19 protein-coding genes are annotated in these 21,442 nt (G+C 41.2%); 4 read left to right on the top strand and 15 right to left on the bottom strand.

Annotation, left to right across the window (positions count from 1 at the left end; translation table 11 throughout):
* Positions 1 to 25: 25 nt before the first annotated feature.
* Positions 26 to 1,999 (bottom strand): DNA primase, encoded by a 1,974-nt coding sequence (gene dnaG / locus MURRU_RS09855; RefSeq protein ID WP_014033318.1) that lies wholly within the window; start codon positions 1,997 to 1,999, stop codon positions 26 to 28.
* Positions 2,000 to 2,224: 225 nt separating this feature from the next.
* On the opposite strand from dnaG, the gene MURRU_RS09850 reads away from it, so the two are divergent.
* Complete coding sequence (locus MURRU_RS09850; protein WP_014033317.1) at positions 2,225 to 4,048, top strand: Xaa-Pro dipeptidyl-peptidase; 1,824 nt, start codon at positions 2,225 to 2,227, stop codon at positions 4,046 to 4,048.
* Positions 4,049 to 4,363: 315 nt separating this feature from the next.
* Positions 4,364 to 4,672 (top strand): hypothetical protein, encoded by a 309-nt coding sequence (locus MURRU_RS09845; RefSeq protein WP_014033316.1) that lies wholly within the window; start codon positions 4,364 to 4,366, stop codon positions 4,670 to 4,672.
* On the opposite strand, the gene MURRU_RS09840 is transcribed toward MURRU_RS09845, so the two are convergent.
* A complete protein-coding gene (locus MURRU_RS09840; RefSeq protein WP_041801448.1) occupies positions 4,673 to 5,302 on the bottom strand; it encodes a 2OG-Fe(II) oxygenase in 630 nt (209 codons plus the stop codon). It lies immediately after the preceding gene.
* A gap of 107 nt (positions 5,303 to 5,409) precedes the next feature.
* Here MURRU_RS09840 and MURRU_RS09835 point away from each other — a divergent pair, with 107 nt between their 5' ends.
* Complete coding sequence (locus MURRU_RS09835) at positions 5,410 to 5,652, top strand: zinc-ribbon domain-containing protein (protein WP_014033314.1); 243 nt, start codon at positions 5,410 to 5,412, stop codon at positions 5,650 to 5,652.
* 69 nt (positions 5,653 to 5,721) lie between these two features.
* Here the strand turns inward: MURRU_RS09835 and MURRU_RS09830 are convergent, their stop codons facing one another.
* The 13 genes from MURRU_RS09830 to rsgA all read right to left on the bottom strand — a co-directional run bounded on the left by MURRU_RS09830 (position 5,722) and on the right by rsgA (position 20,881).
* The gene (locus tag MURRU_RS09830; protein ID WP_014033313.1) at positions 5,722 to 6,792 is read right to left on the bottom strand and encodes a coiled-coil domain-containing protein; all 1,071 of its coding nucleotides are present in this window, start codon (positions 6,790 to 6,792) and stop codon (positions 5,722 to 5,724) included.
* A gap of 85 nt (positions 6,793 to 6,877) precedes the next feature.
* The gene (locus MURRU_RS09825; RefSeq protein ID WP_014033312.1) at positions 6,878 to 7,603 is read right to left on the bottom strand and encodes a hypothetical protein; all 726 of its coding nucleotides are present in this window, start codon (positions 7,601 to 7,603) and stop codon (positions 6,878 to 6,880) included.
* A 4-nt stretch (positions 7,604 to 7,607) separates the two neighbouring features.
* On the bottom strand, positions 7,608 to 8,183 hold the full coding sequence (locus tag MURRU_RS09820; protein ID WP_014033311.1) for an RNA polymerase sigma factor: 576 nt from the start codon (positions 8,181 to 8,183) through the stop codon (positions 7,608 to 7,610).
* A 109-nt stretch (positions 8,184 to 8,292) separates the two neighbouring features.
* Complete coding sequence (locus MURRU_RS09815; protein WP_014033310.1) at positions 8,293 to 9,267, bottom strand: polyprenyl synthetase family protein; 975 nt, start codon at positions 9,265 to 9,267, stop codon at positions 8,293 to 8,295.
* Between the two features lie 179 nt (positions 9,268 to 9,446).
* Positions 9,447 to 10,487: a dual-specificity RNA methyltransferase RlmN gene (rlmN, locus tag MURRU_RS09810; RefSeq protein ID WP_014033309.1), complete on the bottom strand. Its 1,041-nt coding sequence runs from the start codon at positions 10,485 to 10,487 to the stop codon at positions 9,447 to 9,449.
* Between the two features lie 233 nt (positions 10,488 to 10,720).
* A complete protein-coding gene (gene queA / locus MURRU_RS09805; protein ID WP_014033308.1) occupies positions 10,721 to 11,770 on the bottom strand; it encodes a tRNA preQ1(34) S-adenosylmethionine ribosyltransferase-isomerase QueA in 1,050 nt (349 codons plus the stop codon).
* 85 nt (positions 11,771 to 11,855) lie between these two features.
* Positions 11,856 to 13,085 carry a 3-phosphoshikimate 1-carboxyvinyltransferase gene (locus MURRU_RS09800; RefSeq protein ID WP_014033307.1) on the bottom strand — a complete coding sequence of 410 codons (1,230 nt, stop codon included), beginning with the start codon at positions 13,083 to 13,085 and terminating at the stop codon, positions 11,856 to 11,858.
* Positions 13,086 to 13,154: 69 nt separating this feature from the next.
* Positions 13,155 to 13,481 carry a nucleotide pyrophosphohydrolase gene (locus MURRU_RS09795; protein WP_014033306.1) on the bottom strand — a complete coding sequence of 109 codons (327 nt, stop codon included), beginning with the start codon at positions 13,479 to 13,481 and terminating at the stop codon, positions 13,155 to 13,157.
* A 46-nt stretch (positions 13,482 to 13,527) separates the two neighbouring features.
* Entirely contained in the window at positions 13,528 to 15,489 is a 1,962-nt protein-coding gene (locus MURRU_RS09790) for a DUF3857 domain-containing protein (protein ID WP_014033305.1), read from the bottom strand.
* A gap of 7 nt (positions 15,490 to 15,496) precedes the next feature.
* Positions 15,497 to 17,509, bottom strand: coding sequence for a transglutaminase family protein (locus MURRU_RS09785; protein WP_014033304.1), 2,013 nt, complete (start codon positions 17,507 to 17,509; stop codon positions 15,497 to 15,499).
* A complete protein-coding gene (locus MURRU_RS09780; protein ID WP_014033303.1) occupies positions 17,506 to 19,407 on the bottom strand; it encodes a DUF3857 domain-containing protein in 1,902 nt (633 codons plus the stop codon). The genes MURRU_RS09785 and MURRU_RS09780 overlap by 4 nt, the downstream gene beginning before the upstream one ends.
* An 83-nt stretch (positions 19,408 to 19,490) precedes the next feature.
* Entirely contained in the window at positions 19,491 to 19,943 is a 453-nt protein-coding gene (dtd, locus tag MURRU_RS09775) for a D-aminoacyl-tRNA deacylase (RefSeq protein ID WP_014033302.1), read from the bottom strand.
* A complete protein-coding gene (gene rsgA, locus MURRU_RS09770; RefSeq protein WP_014033301.1) occupies positions 19,943 to 20,881 on the bottom strand; it encodes a ribosome small subunit-dependent GTPase A in 939 nt (312 codons plus the stop codon). Before rsgA ends, dtd begins: the two co-directional genes overlap by 1 nt.
* Before the next feature lie 94 nt (positions 20,882 to 20,975).
* On the opposite strand from rsgA, the gene MURRU_RS09765 reads away from it, so the two are divergent.
* Positions 20,976 to 21,416: a hypothetical protein gene (locus tag MURRU_RS09765; RefSeq protein ID WP_014033300.1), complete on the top strand. Its 441-nt coding sequence runs from the start codon at positions 20,976 to 20,978 to the stop codon at positions 21,414 to 21,416.
* Positions 21,417 to 21,442: the final 26 nt, after the last annotated feature.

Genomic DNA, 21,442 nt, shown 5'->3' with positions numbered 1-21,442 from the left:
TTAAATTGAAAGGGGTTTTATATTTTTAGGAAAGTACGCGGTTCAATTTGGCGTTCAACAATTTATTTAGTTGAAGATAATTCATTATCTCTTCCAAAACTTCCGTATTGTCGCCCTGGCTGTCTTGGGTTCTCTCCTTTAGCTTTTCGATTCGGTTTTTAATCAAGTTGCAACGTAGGGTAAGAATGGTTTCCCCTACCAATTGGGCAACGCCTATCTGCTTCTCTTTTGGATAGATGTCCCGTCGTTCCCAATCATGCAACACATACTGCTCTTCTTCCATCAAAATTGAAGATACTTGCGAGACGGTTTCTTGGTCCAAATCGGATAAAAATGTACTTACCGAAAAATCAGCATCTTCGTTAAGTTTTTCGATCAACTTATAATAAATGGTTTTAAATTGCCCGTTGGTCAGCTCGATTTCATCATCCTGAAGATCCAAATATACTTTTTCATATACTTTGGCCTCTACAATCTCTGGTTCAAGCACCAGTTCACCTTCGTCATTTTCCTTTAATACCAAATCCTCAAACTCTTGTTTTTGGTCTCCATATAGCAAAAGAACTTCAATGATCTTGCGTTCCAACTCATACTGAACGTCCACCTTTTCCACAACGGCATCGTTCTTGACAACTTCGAAGGCCTTTTGTTCTTTCCTTACTTTTTTAGAGGCTTCCGTCTGATGCTTTTTATCAATCTGAGCCAAGGTATTGTAGAGTACATCTTCAGAAATCTGCATGATCTTTGCACATTCCTGAACATATATTTCCTGACGGATACGATCGGGAATCTTACTGATACTATTTACGATATCCCTAACCGTATCAGCTCTTTTTATAGGATCATTAGCTGCCTCTTTTGCCAACAAAGAGGTCTTGAACTGGATAAAGTCTTTGGAATTCTCTTGAAGATAAAGCACTACATCCTCGTAGGTATTGTTTTTGGCAAAACTGTCCGGGTCTTCACCTTCGGGAAAGGTACATACCTTCACATTCATGCCCTGTTCCAAAATGAGGTCGATACCGCGGAGCGATGCACGCAATCCGGCCGCATCCCCATCGAACAGGACCGTAATATTTTTGGTGAGCCTATTGATCAAACGAATCTGCTCGGGGGTCAATGCCGTTCCACTGGATGACACCACATTTTCCACTCCCCGTTGGTACATTTGGATGACATCGGTATAACCTTCTACCAAAAAACAATTGCCTTCCTTGGCAATGGCCTGCTTGGCATAATAGATACCATAAAGCACCTTGCTCTTATGGTAAATCTCGCTTTCGGGCGAGTTTAAATATTTGGCCGCCTTTTTGTCGTTGGTCAATATTCGTCCACCAAATCCAAGTACCCGCCCACTCATGGAATGTATGGGAAACATTACCCTACCCTTAAATCTATCGAACGTTCGGTTTTCTCCACCAGCTTTCTCCTTAACAATGGTAAGACCGGTTTTCTCCAAAAACTCCAACTGATATCCTTTATCCAATGCCTCTTTTGTAAAGGCCTCCCACTCGTCCAAACTATACCCCAGTCCAAACCGTTTTATGGTCTCGTCGGTAAATCCACGTTCCTTAAAATAGGTAAGACCAATGGCTTTGCCGGGTTCACTGTTCCATAGCGTTTCCGCAAAATACTTTTGGGCGTATTCAGAGACCAAATACATGCTTTCCCGCTCATTGGCCTGCTCCTTTTGCTCATCTGTCTGCTCGGTCTCCTCTACCTCAATATTGTATTTTTTAGCCAAGTACTTAATGGCCTCGGGATAGGTAAAGTGCTCGTGCTCCATTAAAAAAGCCACCACATTCCCTCCTTTTCCGCTACTAAAATCCTTCCAGATTTGCTTAACGGGCGAAACCATGAAGCTGGGGGTACGCTCATCGGTAAATGGGCTAAGCCCCTTAAAATTGGAACCGGATTTCTTCAATTGCACAAAATCGCCGATTACCTCCTCCAATCGGGCGGTTTCATATACTTGGTCTATGGTAGTTTTTGAAATCAAGGCATTCTATTAAAATAGCTGTTAAAGATAATAAACCACTGCTGATTTAAAATCCATTGTTTTTGATAAAGTAAGATTTCTTGCCACTCGCTCCTCGCTCCCTACCATTAATTGGATAATAAAAACAAAGTTTAGGTGAATCAGAAATTCAAATCCCTATTTAAGATTTATTATCTTAGAAGCACATTCCACAATAACAGGGAATATTTTTAAAATATGGATTGTATGATGAAAAGAGTATCAAATAAAATTGGGATACTGGGAGTATTTTTAATGGCCTTTATGCTGGTTGGCCAAGGCCAAATAGCAAAAAAAGCATCCCCTATTTTTGAAAATGGAGAAGCCCAAGTAGTAGAAGCTTTTTCTGACCCAAGTACATGGATACGCCATGATCTTTGGGTAGAAACGACTTTTGATTCGGATGGTGACGGTAAACTAGATCGTATGCATGTGGATGTGACACGCCCAGAACAAACGGACTCCGAAAACCTGAAACTTCCTGTTATTTACGAATCCAGCCCGTACTATGCAGGAACCGCTGGTATGGATAAAGGAATTTTTTGGGATGTGAAGCATGAACTCGGTGAGTCTGGGGAGCCTCGTAAACACCCGAACGTAACACGTATAGGAGAGCGTCCCATAATTTCGAACTCCCAAGTAAGGACATGGGTACCAAGAGGCTATATTGTGGTCCACTCCTCTTCCCCGGGCACCGGGCTTTCCGATGGAGCCCCAACCGTAGGAGGCAACAATGAATCCCTAGCCCCCAAAGCGGTGATAGATTGGCTCAATGGAAGAGCCAAAGGCTATACTGAACGTGACGGCGATAAAGAAGTAAAGGCCTATTGGTCCACGGGAAAAGTGGGCATGACGGGAACCTCTTACAACGGAACCATCCCACTTGCTGCGGCGACAACAGGAGTTGATGGGTTGGAAGCCATTATCCCCATTGCCCCCAATACTTCGTATTATCATTATTACCGCTCCAATGGATTGGTACGTTCTCCCGGTGGCTATTTAGGGGAGGATATTGATGTGCTATACGATTTTATCCATAGCGGTGATGAGTCCAAAAGAGCAAGAAACAACAAAGTGATACGCGATACCGAGATGAAAAACGGACAGGACCGTGTTACGGGAGATTACAACGAATTTTGGGCCGAACGGGACTATTTGAACGAAATGAAACCCATGAAAGCAGCGCTTTTGATGTCACATGGATTCAATGATTGGAACGTAATGCCAGAGCATAGCTATCGAATCTATAAGAAAGCTAAAGAAATGGGATTGCCCGTACAGATTTATTACCACCAAAATGGGCATGGTGGACCACCTCCAATTTCCATGATGAACCGATGGTTCACACGTTACCTGTATGGCATTGAAAATGGTGTGGAAGAGGAACCCAAGGCATGGATCGTTCGCGAAAATGATAAAAAAGATAACCCAACCCCATACAAGGATTATCCCAACCCAGAGGCTAAGGACGTACAACTGTTCTTGACCAAGGGAGCTCCTGAAAAAGGACAACTAGCCACCAACAAACCCAAAAGGCAAGGAACTGAAACCTTGGTTGACAATTACTCTTTTTCTGGTTCCAGTTTGGCGCAAGCGGAAACCACCAAGCATCGATTGCTCTATGTTACAGCACCTTTAACGGATGATGTACATATTTCCGGAGTGCCCAAAATCAAGATTAAATTGGCCAGCAACAAACCCGCTGCCAATTTATCAATCTGGTTGGTATCCTTACCTTGGAATGATAGCTTCAATACCAAAATTACGGATAACATTATTACACGGGGATGGGCCGACCCTCAAAACCATAGTTCATTAACGAAAAGTAAGCCTTTGGTTCCCAATAAATTTTACGAAATGGAATTTGAATTGATGCCTGATGACCAAATCATTCCCAAAGGTCAACAAATTGGTTTGATGATTTTTTCAAGCGATAAAGAGTTCACACTTTGGCCCGAACCGGGTACAGAGCTCACAGTGGATTTGGATGGAACTGAATTTACATTACCTGTAGTGGGAGGTAAATTATGATTCAAAATCGGGTATAATTGACCAAAATTATGTAGTTTATCAAAACTAATATGTGTGTTCAGGGTAGTATAACATTCATCCTAAAGACATAAAAATTTTGATAATTTATGGCACAATAGAAGACTAGACCCGAAAAATATCGAGGTTTATGGAAAACGTTCTTCAAAAAGAAAATCACCAAATGGTCATGACAAATATTGTTGAAGGCTCTCCATATCCAAAGAATTTTGAGATTGTATTTATTGATAGCTCATCCATATCAGCAAATACAATATGGCTAAAAAGAATAAAAAGTTTAAAACATAATCTACACACATGGACAAACATAGTTTCGACACGCTTTCCGAGGCGGTAAACACATTGACCCAAGAAGGGTACAAAGAAGATTTTGAAGCAATAGAAAATTGCATTAAAGCATTATATTCCAAAAAGGAATACAAACCTGACGATTTAAAAATCATCGATTCCTACCGTTTCGAAGGCATTACGAATCCAGGCGATCAATCCACTGTATTTACCATTGAGGCCACAGATGGCACCAAAGGCACCTTGGTCATGTCGTATAGCGCGTCACATGGACAAAACGAGGCGCTCATTAAACAGATTCCGTTCAAAAGGGATTGATTACCCCAATAATTTTCCCACGGATCTAGGCTGGTACAATAACCAACCAGTTAAACTGAACCGGTTTTTATGGGCTTGGAGCACTGCATGCGGAACTTCAGCACTTTTGAATAGTACACAACGAGCAGCCAAGGGCTCTACCAAGAAACTTGTTCCGTCTTTTTCAAAAATTTCCAATTCGCCACCATCGCCAGGTTTCCAATCATCATTTAAATAAATGATCATGGAAATCATACGGTTGTTCCTGTTTTCGAACTGATCTAAATGTTTATCGTAATGGCCGCCCGATGGATAATGGGCCAAATGAAACTCATAACCCGACAAGCTGAGATAGCAGTACCTGTTAAAGATATGCATGGTCTCATCCAATAGATTCCAATACGTTTGCAATTGGGCATCTCTTTCCCTGTCCAACCAGTACGTAAAATCTCCACGTATTCTGGTATCGATTTGATTATCGGAATGGGCGCCTATACCCGCTTCCTTGAAATTGGGGAGCTTACCAAGAAAAAAACATTTGATCTCGGCATACAATTCGTCCTGCAAAAAATGGTCGATAATCACATAATCCTTATTGGAGATGTCATCCATCCAGGATAACCAATCCTCCAAGCTATGATAGGCGTTCAATGTTTCATAAATGTGGGCGAATGTAGAAAATATTTAAAAACGAAAATCATTTTTCTCCATTCCTATAGGAAAGTTCTAACTTTGAAGACGATTAACACAAGTTTTAAATGATACTTTTTTTCGGAACAAGACCAGGCAAAAAGGAAACCAAAGCGCTTCCAAACGTTACCTGTCCTTATTGTCACCAAACCGGAGCTTTAACAGTGGTGGCCCAGCCCAACTATGCCCATTTGTTCTGGATTCCGCTTTTTACCATCAATAATGTGCGATACGCGGAATGTTCGCATTGCAAAAAAGTGTACTACAAAGAGGAGTTTACCCCAGAAATGGAGCGAGCCTTGTCCTCATAAAAAAAGAGACTGTTCAAAATGTCGATTCTCGTCATTTCAGACAGCCTCCATTTTCAAGATTCAAAATGGTTAAATATCGAACCGAAGGCCCAGTGATATATTGTTCTGCTTTATATCCGCATCTTTAAAAATGGGGTTTAGGTCATATTTCAAATACAACAATACCCCATCAAACCCCATATACCCACTCACACCATAAATTAGGTCACTGCTGTTATAATCTCTTTTAAGCTTGTCCTTGACATTTTCACCTTCTCTATTGTATTTTAATTTTTGACGGGTACCCAGGCTAAATCCTCCATACCCACCAAAACCAAGCCTAAACTGATCCCTTATCGAGTAGCGGATAGTACGCTCCGATTTCTTGAAACGAGAGGGACCTACCTCAAAATGTACTGGAAATACAAGATTGTCCATTCTAAATTTAGATTTATCCAAATCGTATTCAAACTCTTCCAAAACTGTTTGGTCACCTTCTTGAACGAAAATCCTGTTCCCGTCTGGCTTTAAACCATTAAACTGAAATGAAAATCCGTAATTAAAACGTAACCAGTTAGAATTTTTAAAAACTCTGGTTCGCCATTGCCAACCCATTTCAAAAAAGCGGCTTCCTCCAATTTTATAGGGTGAGTCATTCAACGATTGCCCCTCGATCAATGCATTGTTTAAACCAATGGCCATTACAAAATCGGAGTAAGTACGTCTGTCATATTTTATTTCTTTTTTCCACCTTTTGGAATTAAAGGTAATTGCAGGTTTGCCATCAATAAGCAGCCCTACTCGCATTCTGTCTCCCTCTAGGGTATCCGATTCGGTCAACATAAGCACCTCACCCTCATTGCGCTCCAACCAAGCAATCTTGTTCTCAATAATGGCAACTCGGTTCTCAATATTTAAAGCGCGCCGTTTGGCAACTTCCTCTTTTAAGGTTTTGGCCTCGCTTTCAGAAATATCGCCATCCTCCAATCGCTGATTAATATCCCTAACCTCGAACTTAAGGGCGTCTTTCTCCTGTTCTATGATACGCTGCTTTTCAATTTTCAACGCCTCAATTTTCTTTTGATAGTCCTCCTGCCCAAAAGCTATATGGGAAACTAAGAACAAGAATAACACTGCTGAATAAAATGTAATTGTTTTCATGATTGTTTTGGATTATAAACCTCCCTCCTTCCCGCCCGCTTTGGGCAGGAAGTTGTAGAAGGTTTGTTTTGATTGATGAATAATTTTATTGATTTCGGTCTGCCACTGCGGTACGTAGTTTAAAGTAACCCGTTTTTAGGGCATCAAAGATTTGGTCTCGGAACGATTCGTCCAGTTCATCCTCCACTTCGGCCAGCAGGGACATGGCATCTACAGAGCCACTTTTGGAGAACAACTTATCGGTCAAAATCTGTCGTTGTGCCGCTCGTAAAAGTGAATCCACTTCGGCATCGGTAACATCTTGCTGCGAAATTTCCATAAGCTCTACCTGTGCTACTACTTCCTCTACCTTTTGTGCAATCAACTTATCCGAGTTTATAATAATCTCATCCTTTAAGGGTTGTCTCACTTCTCGCTCGGCAATTGCAGTATTGGAAACCGGTGTTTTTGGAACAAATTCCTCTGTTTTTTCTGGTGTAATACGTTCCGACTTTGTTTCAGCAACCTCGGTTTGCTCATCCTTCACTAGTTCTTTGACCTTTCTATCTTCAAACTGAGTTTGTGTTTCCGTTTTAGTCTCGGTATCCACTACTTGGATTTGTTCCACTTCAGGATTACTCTTTGTAAAAAAGAAGACGGACACTAGTACAATACCCATAACACTTGCAGCTATGGCGTACGGGAACCAAGTATTCTTTTTTCTTGGCGAGGGCTCCTTAACTTGCGAAGCGATTTTGTCCCAAGCATTCGCTGACGGGGCAATGGTTCGCTCCTCCAACTTCCCTTTGATATGTTTTTCCAATTTATCCATACCGCTATTTTTTACTCGCCGATTTTGATTTGGGCGACATTCCGTTTAAACTTAAATTCTCTTGAAGCATCTTTCTGGCCTTGAACAATTGCGATTTTGAAGTTCCTACGGATATTTCCAATAGCTCCGCAATCTCCTTGTGCCCGTAGCCTTCTATGGCATAAAGCAAAAAAACTGCTTTGTAGCCCTCTGGCAATTCATCGATAAGGTATTGCACATATTCCACATCCAAGAGATTGTCATTTCCGGATGAAACCTCTCCGTTCACTTCCACAGCATCATCGTCATAAACCACAAATTGTCTTTTGCGTAGATAAGAGATGCTTTCCCTTACCATTATGGTTCTAATCCAGCCCTCAAAGCTCCCTTTATGTTGATAGGAATTCAAATGGTTAAAGACCTTGACAAATCCATTGATCATCACATCTTCCGCAAAATGAAGGTCTTTGATATATTGCCTGCAAACACCCAACATTTTGGGTGAAAATTTATCGTACAACAACTTTTGAGCCTGTTGGTCTCCTTTGATTGATTTTTTGATCAATTGTTTTTCGTTGCTATGTAACGCGATGATCTTCAAAGTTTGGTTTATAAAAGTGCTTCTATCTTAATAGACGGGATAAATTCACGAAGGGTTGCCTGAAAATAAAAATTTTCAGTATTTATTTGATATTCAGGTTTTTAAATTTTTATTTTTTTCGGTCCACCACGTAATTGACCATAAGTGTGAGGGCACTTTTATATTCAGAATCGGGATAATTGTCCAAAATGGCCAAAGCTTCATCTTTAAACTCCAACATTTTGGTCACAGCGTATTCGAGTCCATCTTTTTCCTTTACGTACTCAATCACTTCTTTTACCCGTTTTTTGTTTTTGTTGTGCTTTTTGATAGAGTTGATCAACCACTTCTTCTTTTCCTTATCGCTGTTGTTCAAGGCGTAGATCAACGGAAGCGTCATTTTTTGTTCTTTGATATCGATTCCCGTAGGTTTCCCGATTTTTTCGGCACCGTAATCAAAAAGGTCGTCTTTGATTTGAAAGGCCATTCCGCAAAGCTCCCCAAATTTTCTGAAGGCTTCCACTTCCTCTGAATCTGGTCGCACGGAACAGGCACCCATACTACAACAGGCCGCGATCAAGGTTGCTGTTTTTTGACGGATGATATCGTAGTAAACATCCTCCGTAATATCTAAAAGTCGTGCTTTCTCTATCTGCAATAATTCCCCCTCGCTCATATCCCTAACCGCATTGGAAATAATATGGAGCAGGTCATAATCCTTATTTTCCAAGGAAACCAACAGTCCCTTGGAGAAAAGGAAGTCCCCTACCAAAACGGCAATTTTGTTCTTCCACAATGCATTGATGGAGAAAAAACCCCTGCGTTTGTTACTATCGTCCACCACATCGTCGTGCACCAAGCTCGCCGTATGGATTAATTCGATAATGGATGCTCCGGTGTAGGTACGCTCGTTGACCTCGCCATTCAACAATTTGGCGGTCAAAAATACGAACATAGGGCGCATCTGCTTGCCCTTTCTATTTACTATGTAGTAGGTAATCCTATTGAACAGTGCTACCTTGGAAGACATTGATTTGAGGAATTTTTCCTCAAAAAGCTGCATCTCATTTTCTATAGGCTCCCTTATCTGCGAAACGATTTTCAACGTAACAGGTGTGGTGTTTGGTTTTGAATGCCTAAAAGTAGGGAAAATGCAAGAGTTGTTGGAATGAAATTGAAGTTTTAAGATACAGCCCTAAAAGTATCGGTGATTTGCAGGGGATGTTACTTGCGGGCAAAGGGTCTATTGTAAAATTGTTTATTACTAATTGAACATTGAAAAACCTAGCTTTTATTCGCGAGCTGCCCACAGGCTGCATCAATATCTTTACCGCGGGACCTACGTACCGTTACCGTGATGCCATTTCGCTCCAATGTGTTTTGGTACATTTCTACCGCCTTGCTGGATGCTTGCTGAAATTCACCATCATCAATGGGGTTGTACTCAATAATATTAACTTTGGATGGCGCAAACTTGCAAAACTTGACCAAGGCATCAACAGCTTCTTGGGTGTCGTTAATTCCTTTCCAAACCACATATTCGTAAGTAATTCTGTTCTTGGTCTTGCTGTACCAATATTCCAATGCCTCCCTTAAATCTTTTAATGGGAATGTGGCATTGAAGGGCATTATAGACGTACGTACTTCATCAATAGCGGAATGAAGTGAAACTGCCAAGCCGAATTTCACCTCTTCGTCTGCCATTTTCTTTATGATTTTGGGCACCCCAGAAGTGGAAACTATAATCCGTTTGGGAGACATACCCAATCCCTCGGGTGATGTGATTTTTTCGATGGCCTTCAATACATTGTTGTAATTCATCAAAGGCTCGCCCATGCCCATAAAAACGATATTGCTCAGCGGTCGGTCGAAATACAAACGGCTCTCATTGTCAATGGCCACCACTTGATCATAAATCTCATCAGGATTTAGGTTTCGCATGCGCTTCAAACGGGCCGTTGCACAAAACCTACAGTCCAAACTACAGCCAACCTGACTGGAAACACAGGCGGTGGTACGGGTTTCTGTTGGAATCAAAACGGATTCCACAATCAACCCATCATGCAAGCGAACGGCATTTTTAATGGTTCCGTCCGAGCTACGCTGCATTTGATCCACCCGAATATGGTTGATGACAAAATTATCCTCCAACATGCTTCGGGTTTCCTTGGAAATATTGGTCATGGCATCAAAATCGTGGGCCGATTTCTGCCATAACCATTCATATACCTGGTTACCTCGAAATGCCTTGTCGCCCTGGTCGACAAAAAACTGTCGGAGCTGTTCCTTTGTCAATGCGCGTATGTCCTTTTTTTTGATTTCCACCACTTAAAGATAAACAAGAAAAAATCCCGCTGGCCATAAAGCGAACGGGATTTATTTATGAATTAGATACCTGTTGTACTTATAATCCCTTTCTGCGTCATTCCGAATTCCTGCCTGCCGGCAGGCAAGGTATTTCGGAATCCCATAACGATTAATCCGAACCTACCATTTGAGAACCTGAAACGAGTTCAGGTTGACGAAAGTTTTGTTTATGATAAATCTAGGTAATCAATTTACAGAATTAACATGGCATCCCCGTAGGAATAAAAGCGGTAGCCTTCCAAAATGGCCTGCTTATATGCTTTTTTGATCAAATCGTGACCCGCAAATGCAGAGACCATCATCAACAATGTTGATTTGGGCAAGTGGAAGTTCGTAATCATACAGTTTGCTATGCTGAATTCGTATGGAGGAAAGATGAACTTGTTGGTCCAGCCCTCGTGGGTGTTCAATGTATGCTCGGATGATACTGCACTTTCCAATCCACGCATTACCGTAGTCCCAACGGCACAAACTTTTCTTTTGTTCGCTTTGGCGTTATTTACGATTTCTGTTGCTTTTTCATCGATCACCAACTCCTCGCTATCCATTTTGTGCTTGGACAAATCCTCCACCTCAACTGGGTTAAAAGTTCCCAAACCAACGTGCAACGTCACTTCGGCAAATTCGATTCCTTTGATTTCCAAACGCTTCAACAAGTGCTTGGAGAAGTGCAAACCTGCAGTTGGGGCGGCTACGGCACCTTCATGCTTTGCATAAATGGTCTGGTAACGTTCCTCATCCTCAGCAGTAACTTCTCTTTTGATGTATTTTGGAAGTGGAGTTTCCCCCAATTCTCTAAGTTTTCTTCTAAAATCGGTATAAGAACCATCATAAAGAAAACGCAATGTTCTCCCTCTTGATGTAGTGTTATCGATTACTTCAGCAACTAAACTCTCGTCCTCACCAAAATAAAGTTTGTTCCCGATACGGATTTTTCTTGCGGGATCTACCAGTACGTCCCAAAGACGCTGCTCTTGGTTTAGCTCTCTCAACAAGAAAACTTCGATTCTAGCACCAGTTTTTTCCTTGTTACCAAAAAGTCTTGCAGGAAACACCTTGGTATTGTTCAAGACCATTACATCATCTTCATCAAAGTAATTAACCAGGTCTTTGAACATTTTATGTTCAATTTTTCCAGTATCCCTATGAACCACCATTAGTTTGGATTCGTCCCTGTGTTCCGCGGGATATTCTGCCAATAGTTCCTTAGGCAATTCAAAATTGAAGTTTGATAATTTCATGTGGACTTTTTTTCGATTTTTTAAAGACGGCAAATATACAACCTCGCGATAGCGGATGTCAAGTAATTTGATGATTAAATGTAGTTTACAGTTCTTCGATACCGAATCCGAGAGTTTTTAGATCGTTCCAAAAATCGGGGTAGGACTTAGAAACCACTTCTGCGTCATTCATAACAAAATCTACTTTGAGGGCCAAAGGACCAAAGGCCATTGCCATTCTATGGTCGTTGTAGGTATCCACAGCAACTCCAGTTTTTAGGTTTGATTGTGGTTTAAGGGTCAAACTTTCGGAATCAATGTCAACCGTAGCCCCGAATTTACCCAACTCGGTTTGCAACGCAGCCAAACGGTCCGTTTCCTTGATTGGAAGGGTATGTAACCCAGTTAGGTGGCAACCAATTCCCAAACCTAAACAAGTAACCGCAATGGTCTGTGCGGTATCCGGAGCATTGGAAAGGTCGTATTCCAAATGGTCCGATTTGACTTCGGTTGTTTTTTTAAGAAGAATGATATTGTTTGAAAACGTAGTTTCCACTCCAAAATCTTTATAAATTTCTGCCAAAACACTATCGCCCTGCAAAGAGCTTTGTTTATACGAAGACAATTGAATCTCCGTACCCACTTTGCACATGGCTGCAATGCTATAAAAGTAACTGGCCGAGCTCCAATCGGATTCCACAACCAAAGTGGTGTTTGCTACTGCTTCTTTTGGCGCTACACTAATTTTATTTCCTTCAAAAGAGGTTTGTACCCCGATTTGCTCTAAAAGTGCCAAGGTCATTTTTATATAGGGCACAGAGGTGATTTTTCCGATCAGTTCCAGATCAAGCCCATTTTCCAGACTGGGCGCTATCAACAACAAAGCAGAAATATATTGACTACTGATGTTGGCCGGGAGGGAAACTTGGCTCTTTTCCAGTTTCTTTCCAGATATTTTGAGCGGTGGGCAACCTTCTTTCTTGGCGTAATCAATATCGGCGCCTAACGATCGAAGTGCCTCTACCAAAACTTTTATGGGGCGTTCCTGCATACGCTGAGAACCTGTAAGTACCACTTGTTTTCCTTCTTGTGAAGCAAAATAGGCCGTTAAAAACCGCATGGCAGTACCAGCATGGTGAATATCCACTTCGCCTGTTGATTTGGACAATCCTTTTTGCATGACCTCTCCATCATCGGAATTGGAAAGGTTCTCTATTTTGATATTTGGAAAAAGGGCCTGCAACAATAAAGACCGATTAGTCTCACTCTTGGAACCGGTTATTGCAATGGCTTTTTGAATTTTACTATCGTCGGGTGCAGAAAGTTGGAGTCTCAATTCGTTAGGGTTTGAATGAATTGTCAAAACTAGAAAAAACAGCCCTAATGTCCCTTTAAGCAGGCAACTTTATTTGAGCTTTTTGTTATTTTGATGACGGTCGTGGTCCCGTTTGGACTTTAAGTCCAGTTTTTTATCAAAGGCTTCTTGCAAATCTATCCCGGTTTGATTAGCTAAACAGAGTACCACAAAAACCACATCGGCGAGTTCCTCGCCCAAATCCTTGGCCTTGTCGGATTCTTTTTCACTCTGTTCCCCGTAGCGCCTTGCAATAATTCGCGCCACCTCGCCTACCTCTTCGGTAAGCTGGGCCATATTGGTAAGTTCGTTAAAGTAACGTACTCCGTGGTTCTTGATCCATTCGTCAACAGCTTGTTGTGCATTTTCTATGTTCACCTGAAACCAATTTTGAAGTTGGCACTAAGGTAATAACAATACCTGATTACTCCTTTTCAAACACCAAATAACTTTGGTTGATACTGGTTACTGCCTGTTCAAACAACTCCTTTACAAAGGCATAACCCTCACTTTTGTATTGTGTTGATCTTAGTTGAAGATTAAAAAACACGATAATATTATCCTGGGATGTGGTACAATTAAACCGGAGCACCCCACTGCCCCCCGGGAGTGCAATGTTGTTGTTTTCAGGAAGATCCTTTATTCGATAACCTTCGGGAATTTTAATGTTGGCCATGTACTTATAATTTCGCAAGTACCCAAAATCGACAGGATAATTTCGTTCCGAGCTTTTAAACGGGTTCGTTTGGAAAAAGCGAATCAAAAATGGGTTAAAGTATATGTTTTTAGAGGTATTCAGGTTTTCGAGTTCGAAGGTAAAATGCTCCATCAACATATTCTCATTGGATTTATCAGTATCAACCTTGTATTGATTGATGTAAAAATCGCCGTTGGTACTGTTCTCCACCTCATCCAAATATTCTTCATCGGAAATAGTTGCCAAATGGTTATTTTTAAAATAGGCCTCATAACCTCTTGATATCTCATCAAAGCTCCCCTCGGCAGTACCGTTCTCAAAATTTAGGTTTAACCGTAACATTACTTCTTTGCTGTTGCCCTTGGGAGCATCAATGTTGAACCAATAGCTCTCCCCATCCAGGTCCATTACCCTACCGTAATAGTTTAGGCATCGAAACGGTAGCATTCCAAAGGGCAGCTGTTTTTCTGTTGCATCCAACAGGTAGGTGGTGCCATCAATATCCAATTTGGCAACTACATAATTAAAGTCGGACATTACTGGATGGCTTTTTTTGGGCAGACCATGGGCCCGGGTGGACAACAGCATCAAATCTGCATCCATTCCTGCCGCATTGAGCAGGTTGATAAGGGTAATATTGATTTCAGCAACGTTCCCCACACCTTCATCAAATGCCTTTTTTACCTTGTTGTCCCTAAAAATACCGAACTTTCCGTTCCATGAATAATGGGATTTAACAAAGTTGTAGAGGTTTTTGGCCTTGGTGAGGTCCTCTTCCTTTCCTGCAAGGATATCGAGGGGCAGGTTCCTTTCAAAGTAGTTCTTCTTCCTAAGCTGACCACCAATGTCCCCATCCGTTCTAAATTCCTTGTCTACATCTTTCCATGATTTGGTGTACCGCTCCTTAATGCCCCGAAAACTCTGGTATTCGGAAAGTTCAAATTCCAATCTGGATTTATAGTTGGAAGGTGCCAACATATATTCCTCGTCACTTTTGAAGGCCGGCACGTCCTCCATCACATATCTAAGCACCTCACAATCTGCTTGTTTACTTATTCCAGGAATACTGAAACAACTTTTTTTAATGGTCGCTTCGTTCACATCTAAGGGAATGTTGCCCAACAATGACCTGTTGTAGATATAATTCCCCGGAATCTTCGCGTGGTACTCTGTGTAAATTTTGGGGATATCATCCTGAAAGTCCCATCCATTCAAATTATAAAAAAACGGGGATTGGATTTCATAGGTATATTCCAAAATGGAACCGTTTTGCACATTGGAAAAAGTAAATCTTTTCTCCGACCAATGCTCGCCCACCTCAACATCGAATACATTATGGGCCATTACATTGTGCTTTGCCCCATTGGTATGGGTTATGGCCCTAATATCGTTAACTCTTTCGGTACCATTATCCGAGTGGTAATAGGGGATGCTTATTTCCGCTTCCGAGAAACCCTGTTTATCTAAAATTTTAATTTTGGCGTGGTATTTTTTTATCAACCAGACGTAATCTCTCCTTACCTCAAAATAGTTTTCGCCTTTCTCGTATAGATAAACTGCATGGGTGATTGTATCTTTTTCATAGGTCCTGAATCCGGACTCTAAATCGGTTAGCTCGCCGAATTCCACTTGTTGGCCCAGCAAGGCAATGCTTTTCAGGAGCAGCAAGAGTAAACCGAATCTTTTCATGGGCATGTTATAGTTTTGTAAGGATTACCTTTTCAGCTTCCTTTTTGATAATGTGAGCGTAAAACTCCTTTAAATCCAAATAATAGTCCGCCGGAATCACAGGAGTATTGAGTTCGGTTTCGACACGTGCATTGATCATGTTGTTTTCAGCAGATATATTATACTTGAATTGTCCCAAGTTTTCAGGAAGGGCTACTGCGATGGGCTCCGGTACTGACTCAACGGCATATCCTTCGGGAATATTGATTGTGATAATGTATTTATCCGCCCAAGGATATCCGTAATCGACAGGAAATTCCCTTTTTTCGGTTTTAAATGGATTTTCGCTTGTAGTGAGGTGAAAAAGAGGCGAGAGGTACAATTTGCCGGCTATTTTCTCATAAGCTGACTCCTTCGTATAGGTGAAAGTTTGAACAATGGGCTTGGACAGCTCGTATTGATTCTGAAGCTCAAAGTCTGAGATTTCTAGGTCGCCATATCTTTTTTCCAGTTCATCCAAATACGTGTCCTCAGACCCTTCTCCAAAATTTTCCCTAAAAATAAAGGCATTGTTTGCCGTGTACTGTTGCCTGCACCTTCCCTGAATGGAACCATCTTCGTTTAGGTCAACGCTTAACACTATGGCATCGAGTGATTTTGTTTTGGGCATAAGGTTTACTTCCCTGGAAGTGCCATCCTCTCGAATAAGCCTACCAAACCAGTTTAATGCCCGCATGGGGAGTACGTCTGGGAATGCATTTTTTTCAGTGGCGTCTAAAAGAATCAACCCATTGTCGAGTTGTAGGCCCGATACTACATAATTGAACCCATCACTGGTTGGAAACAAAGGAATACCATTGGATCTTGTGCTGACTAAAACAGGATTGGCATTTAAGCCGGCATACCTGAGCATTGCCGTAAGCATTAAATTGATTTCGGCCACATTACCTTTACCTTCCTTGTAGGCCTTTCGAATTCCTTGACTGCTGCATCCAACACCCACAAAATTATCCCAATTCATTTTGGTCTTTACAAACTGAAAGAGGGCCATTGCCTTTTCCGAATCCGATGAAAGTCCTTGGATAATTTGATCTACATCATTATCAAAATAGTTTTTCCGGTTCAGTTCCCCCCCAAAGCTATCGTAGTCATAAATGGACTTGGCCACATCTTCCCAGGTTAAGCTATAGTTTTTAAATGGTTTGTTAGGAAAACGGGTGGAAGCCAGTTCAAATTTGATCGAAGATCTAAAATTGTCGATGTTACTGGTATATTTTTCATCCAGTAGTGCAGGAACATTGGAAACCTTCATCGTATAGACATTCTCCTCAAAATTTAGGGTCCCGCTCTTATGAGTGGTACGCCCTAACCTGCCCATTTGATCAGAACTTCTGTAAGAGACGTTCATTGATCTATTCTCTTGGGATTGATCAAATTTTATGGGGTGAAATCCCCGACTGTACTGCTTGAATAGAAAATACTCCGGAATCTCCAAACGCACTTGGGCGTAATCCACCGGAATATTGTACTGGAACTTGAACTCGTCGACACTCCAATACATAGGGGAAACGATTTTGTACTCGATATCCAACACACTACCTTCTTTCACTTCGGGCATGGTAATGGATGCCTTGTTGCGGTATTCGTTCACTTCTTCTATAAAGACACCATCATTCTTCAATTTGGTATCCACCACTTTACCATCCACTATATTAAAGGTAAACCCTTTAACACCCGAAATATCCTCTCTGTTATTGCCCCCAGCGTATAGTGGAACTTGAAGTGTGGCCCAATCGAATCCTTCCCTGTTATAAATTTTTATGCGGTAATGCACCTCTCTAACAAGGCTCCAACCTGTTTCGTACTGGTAGTTATAACGTACCCATTCGTTTTTGTGGAGTATGGCTGCATTGGCCCAAGGATACATAGCGTGCTGTGTTGCAGACACTTCCTCTTTGGACACTTTTCCAAACTTTACTTCTTTAGCACTTACTACTATTTGCTGAACCAGCAAAAGCAGAAAAAATAATCTTAATCTCATGATTCCTTTTTGGTTAAAATGATTTTTCCGTTGTCATATCCAGCAACCTTCTTTCTAAAATCTCGATACAGTTTGTAATCTTCTTTTAGGTACTCTCCCGATTTTATGAGCAGTCGCCTTTTGTAAACAAGTACACCGGATTCTTTGGGTTCCACCGATACAGAATAGGAACCAAACTTGGTTTCTTCATTTACGGGGAACAGCAAGGTTTCTGGAACATAACCTTCCGGTAAATGGATGGTAAACTCATCCTCATCCAAATAGCCTCGGGATATGACCAGCGGCATCTTTCTATTTCTTACTCTATCGGGAACACCTAAATTTCTATTCGAGATATTGGGCGCGAACAAGAGTTTGTCTCCAGCGCTGGAAAGGTAATTGTCGGCCTTGAACTCCACGTTTTCCACAAATTCGATTTCATCTTCATTATTTTGATAGGCAACCTCTCCCAGCTTTAAGTTTTGAACATAGTTCCAGTAGGTTTTGTAGAATTCCTCTTGCTCAGATCGAGTATTTATGGTTCTCCAATATTTTTGATCGTACTGGGATCCCCTCGAAAATATTTTTACTTGACCGATTACGTCCTTTTCATCTCCCAACTGAAAATTGGCTTGGGTAAATTGGTAATTCTCTTCATCAAGATTCTCTTTGGTCCTGACCAATTCACCGCCTTGGGGAGTCACTTTAAGCACATTCCGATTGTCGGTAAATGTTCCCAAATGGTTAATGGGTGTTGTCTGACTGGTACATTCCAACCAAACTTCCTCGTTCTCTAGGGGTACATTCAAAAAAACGTGGTTCCCTTGCATAGAGGGAAAATCCTTATCCAAATGCTTTATCTGGTTACCTGCGTGCACAACGGTATAGTACGACTCCACACCAACAGCCTTTAGCAATGCTTTGGTATAATTGGTAAGCCCTTTACAATCCCCATATTTTACACGGTCTACATCCGATGCACTAATGGGCATCCATCCGCCTATTCCCAATTGAACACTGATATATCTGGTGTTCTCTTGCACATAATCGTATACTTTTTTGGTTTTCTCCAGAGGATTGGATATTCCATCCACCAAGTTTTTAATATATGAAATCGTGGATTCGGATAATTCATCCCTGCCCTCCAGAAGCTCATCGTGCATCCATTTACCCAATTCTTGCCATGTGGTGGCCCTGCCATTAATACCCTCTAAATGAAATTCATTCATCGCTATTTTTATCTGGGGCACAAAATCACGAAACGCAGGGGACAAAGGTTCGCGCTCCAAGGGTTTTAAGTTTTTGGCTTTGTAGGTTATACCATTCGCAGTCTCAATGGTTTCAATCTGGTATGCTTCTATATTTTCTTCCTTATGTCTAAACGGTATGCCACATTCTACGGTAAAAGAGAACTCGCTCTTTTCGGTTCCGACCCGATAATCATCCAAAAAGGACCAATTGGGAGCAAATGCGGTGTTAGGGGTTGAATACTCTTTGGTAAACTCAACGGTATAGGGGTATTGCGAGGGTGTATATTGCATGACCAAAATCCGTGATTCGGAATAAAGCGTTCCTCCACCGATAGCACTTTGATCTAAAAAGTCTCTTTTTTTGATTTTTTTGATTTCCTTGCCCCGTGCGTTATAAATAATAGCTTCCAGTTTAGAGACCTTATCGTTTTTTTCGTAAAAGGCATAGGCATGGATATGCGCGTTCCCTTTTTCGTTCAATACCGTGACCACCCTTTTACTGGTGACGGTCATTTTGTCCAAGGCTTCGACCACAACGTCCATTTTATCCAAGCGTACAACTGCATCGGCGCTTTGGCGCAACTCTTTTGGTATGGAGCCTACATTATAGGCTTGAGAAAACGAAAAATGAAAAAGTAAGCTAAATAGGGAAAAGAAAAAAAATCGCATTCGTTTATTAGGAAATGGTTAGTTAGGTAACGGCAAAGTGATCAATTTCCTACAAGAAAGATATTTTTTTCGACAAAAAGTAATTATTCCTTGGTTTTTGTATCTATTGTAATGGTCACAGGACCATCATTAAGGAGTTCAACTTTCATGTCGGCGCCAAAAATTCCCGTACCCACTTTTTTACCCAGTTTCTGTTCCAAAACTTGAACAAATTTCTCGTACATGGGTATAGCTACATCTGGTTGGGCAGCCTTTATGTAAGACGGGCGGTTCCCTTTTTTAGTTTGGGCGTGCAACGTAAATTGACTTACTACGATAATACCTCCATCAACATCTGTAACAGAATGGTTCATAATATTGTTTTCATCATTGAAAATACGGAGGTTCACAATTTTATTGGTCAGCCAATCAATATCCTCTTGACCATCGGCATCCTCAATGCCCAATAACACTAAAAGTCCTTTTTGAATAGATGAAACTACCTTTCCATCAACTGTTACACTCGCTTTAGAAACTCGTTGCAATACTGCTCTCATTATCTTTCCCTATATGGATTATCCTCATCCCCCATTAGCATTTGAACATAGCTTCGATAACGGCTTGCGGAAATCTCATCATTTTCCAAAGCTTCTTTTATTGCACATTTAGGTTCGTCCAAATGAAGACAATTGTTAAACTTACATTCTGATTTTAAGGCAAAAAACTCCGGAAAATAATTGCCGATTTCATGCTTTTCCATATCTACAATGCCAAATCCCTTTATCCCAGGAGTATCAATAATACGGGCATCAAAAGACAAATCGTACATCTCTGCAAAAGTTGTGGTGTGCTGTCCCTGCAAATGCTGCTCGGAAATTTCGGCAGTCTTTAATTGCATCCCGGGTTCCAGTGCGTTGACCAAAGTGGACTTTCCCACACCAGAGTGACCAGCAAACATACTGGTCTTGCCCACCATCAGTTCCTTTACCTTATCCACATTCTTAGCTGTTTTTGCTTCAATTTGTATGCAAGGGTAGCCAATTTTGGTGTAAAGGTCAATTAGATAAGCAACCTCACCCTTCTCCTCTGGACCGTACACATCCATCTTGTTAAAAAGAAGAACTACGGGAATATCGTAAGCTTCTGCAGTAACCAAAAATCTATCGATAAAACTAGTGAAAGTGGGTGGGTTGTTAAGGGTAATCAACAGAAAAACCTGATCAAGGTTGGAGGCAATAATATGGGTCTGTTTTGAAAGTTTTACCGACTTGCGAACAATATAATTTTTACGTTCGCCTATCTTATAAATTACACCAAGTGTCTCATCTCCAATTTTTTCCAACTCAAACTCCACATGGTCTCCAACAGCTACGGGGTTGGTACTTTTAATTCCCTGCGTTCGGAACTTTCCCTTAATACGACATTCGTAAAACGCCCCTTCCGAGGATTTTACGGTATACCAGCTACCCGTTGATTTATAAACAGTTCCGTCCACTATTTGTTCACATTTTGATTACAAAGAAACAATATTCCTGCTTTTTCGTCGTATATCTTTATTAAGAGTTTTAACAATCATTAACATTTTAATTATGAAAAAAATCATTTTGGCTGCAGTGGTGCTATTTGCAGCAACTTTTACCATGAACGCACAACAGTACCACGTAGTTACCAGCGTTGAATCCATAGTACCCAACGGTTTGGGACGGTCTAGAATCATAAACGCCTTGGAAGATAAGGATTACAAAGAGTTTACCAGTATCCAAACCGAGGATGACAATACTCGAAACAAATCCAAAAGAAACGAAATCCGTGTCAAGAATTTTGAGGAAACCAAGCTATTGAACTTCTACAATATAGGTGGTATCCGTTTTCAGAACATTGCGGCCAATGATGCCCTTATCACTTCCATGATCAACGATATGGTTTCCAATGGATGGGAGCTTGCCTTTGTAGTAAGCGGTGTTGAAAGTGAAGGTGGAAAAGGAGACGGACAAGGTATTTTTATTACCCGCTACATCTTTAAAAAATAGATTTTCCTAGCAGACAGCACCCAATA

Origin of the sequence: Allomuricauda ruestringensis DSM 13258 (assembly GCF_000224085.1) — a bacterium.
Taxonomy (GTDB): Bacteria; Bacteroidota; Bacteroidia; order Flavobacteriales; family Flavobacteriaceae; genus Flagellimonas; species Flagellimonas ruestringensis.
Note: the sequence above shows the minus strand (reverse complement) of the source record. Positions and strands in the feature narration are given on the sequence as shown.